The organism is Actinoplanes sp. NPDC048791 (assembly GCF_040650095.1).
GTDB lineage: Bacteria > Actinomycetota > Actinomycetes > Mycobacteriales > Micromonosporaceae > Actinoplanes.
This window is the reverse complement of sequence record NZ_JBEZGQ010001550.1, coordinates 1-1,420: the sequence shown is the minus strand read 5'-3', so window position 1 is coordinate 1,420 and position 1,420 is coordinate 1. Positions and strand designations below refer to the sequence as shown.

General features: G+C 72.9%; 2 protein-coding genes and 1 pseudogene. 2 read left to right on the top strand and 1 reads right to left on the bottom strand.

Translation table 11 applies throughout. The annotated features are described in order from the left end of the window. Nucleotides 1–34: 34 nt before the first annotated feature. Nucleotides 35–406, bottom strand: a complete 372-nt coding sequence (locus AB0C29_RS48390) for a nuclear transport factor 2 family protein (RefSeq protein ID WP_360835115.1) — start codon at nucleotides 404–406, stop codon at nucleotides 35–37. 118 nt (nucleotides 407–524) lie between these two features. Here AB0C29_RS48390 and AB0C29_RS48385 point away from each other — a divergent pair, with 118 nt between their 5' ends. Both AB0C29_RS48385 and AB0C29_RS48380 read left to right on the top strand, forming a co-directional pair. Further along, on the top strand, nucleotides 525–1,283 hold the full coding sequence (locus AB0C29_RS48385) for a helix-turn-helix transcriptional regulator (protein ID WP_360835113.1): 759 nt from the start codon (nucleotides 525–527) through the stop codon (nucleotides 1,281–1,283). Nucleotides 1,284–1,329: 46 nt separating this feature from the next. Beyond that, a pseudogene (locus tag AB0C29_RS48380) lies at nucleotides 1,330–1,420 on the top strand (oxidoreductase); the annotation flags it as partial.

Below are 1,420 nucleotides of genomic sequence, written 5' to 3'. Positions count from 1 at the left end.
CGGGTCAGCGCGCGCCCGCCAGCGCCGGCCCGGATCAGCCCGCGGCCGCCGGCGCCTGGTCGATGAAACCGAGCACCGTGCGGATCCGCCCGTCCGCGCCCAGCTCAGCCACGTCGAAGCCGATCACCACCGGCTTCTCCCCCGCCGGACCCAGATGCCAGGTGAAACGCGCCTGCTCATGATGGGCGTCGACCGGCCCACCGGGCGTGAAGGCCCACCCCGGGAACTGAGCCTGCACCGCGCCGATCAGGCCGTCGAGCGCCGCGTGACCCTCGACTGCGGCCAGCGGGTCGACGTACCGGATGTCGGCGGTGAAGGCCTCCTCGATCGCCGCGCGGCGGCTCTGCGGGTCTGTCTCGTTCCAGGCGGCCAGATAGCGCTGCACCACGATGTCGAAGTCGCTCATGTCGGTTCTCCTCGCTGCTCGGGTTGTCGGCCCGACCATCGTCACCCGGCCCGGGTAGTCCGGTCGATTACCTCGCGGGTAATCGGCGGTCCGCGGCCGGCTCCCTACGATCGGGTTCATGAGCGACGTGGGGGTGCTGCTGCGCCGGTGGCGGGGCAACCGGCGGCTGAGCCAGCTGGAGCTCGCCGGCCAGGCGGGGGTGTCGACGCGGCACCTGTCGTTCGTGGAGACCGGCCGAGCCCGGCCGACCCGGGAGATGATCCTGCGGTTGGCCGAGGAGCTGGCCGTACCGTTGCGGGCGCGGAATGCGTTGCTGCTGGCCGGCGGTTTCGCGCCGGCCTATCCCGAGGGGGATCTTCGCGGCCCGGACCTGGCCGCCGTGCTGGCGTCGCTTCGTGCCGTGCTGGCCGGGCACGAGCCGTATCCGGCCGTCCTGATCGACCGGCACTGGACGATGGTCGACGGCAATGCGGCGGTGCCGCTGCTGACTGCCGGGGCCGCGCCGGAGCTGCTGGAACCGCCGGTGAACGTGCTGCGGCTGTCGCTGCACCCGGACGGCATGGCGCCCCGGATCCGGAATCTGCCCGAGTGGCGCGCGCACGTTCTGCACCGGCTGGACCGCCAGGCGCAGGCCACCGGCGATCCGGTGCTGCGGTCGCTGCACGACGAGCTGCTGGCGCTGCCCGGCGGGCAGGCCACGGCCCGGCCGGACGGCATGGTCGTGCCGCTGCGGTACGCGACCGCGGGTCGGGAGCTGTCGTTCTTCAGCGTCACGTCGGTGCTCGGCACGCCGCTCGATGTCACCCTCGACGAGCTGGCCATCGAGTCGTTCCTGCCGGCGGACGCGGCGACCGCCGCCTTCCTGCGCGCCCCTTGATCTTTCGGGGTGCCCGGGACGGTCGTCGGGTGGCAGGATCTGCGGCATGGATCTCGGGCTGGCTGATCGCGTCTTCGTCCTCACCGGCGCCTCCCGGGGCCTCGTTTTCGCCACCGACAGGGCGATGGTAGCCGACG

Bases quoted from the DNA above. Each gene is read 5' to 3' on its own strand.
- AB0C29_RS48390 (WP_360835115.1), bottom strand. From the start codon at position 406: ATGAGCGACTTCGACATCGTGGTGCAGCGCTATCTGGCCGCCTGGAAC.
- AB0C29_RS48385 (WP_360835113.1), top strand. From the start codon at position 525: ATGAGCGACGTGGGGGTGCTGCTGCGCCGGTGGCGGGGCAACCGGCGG.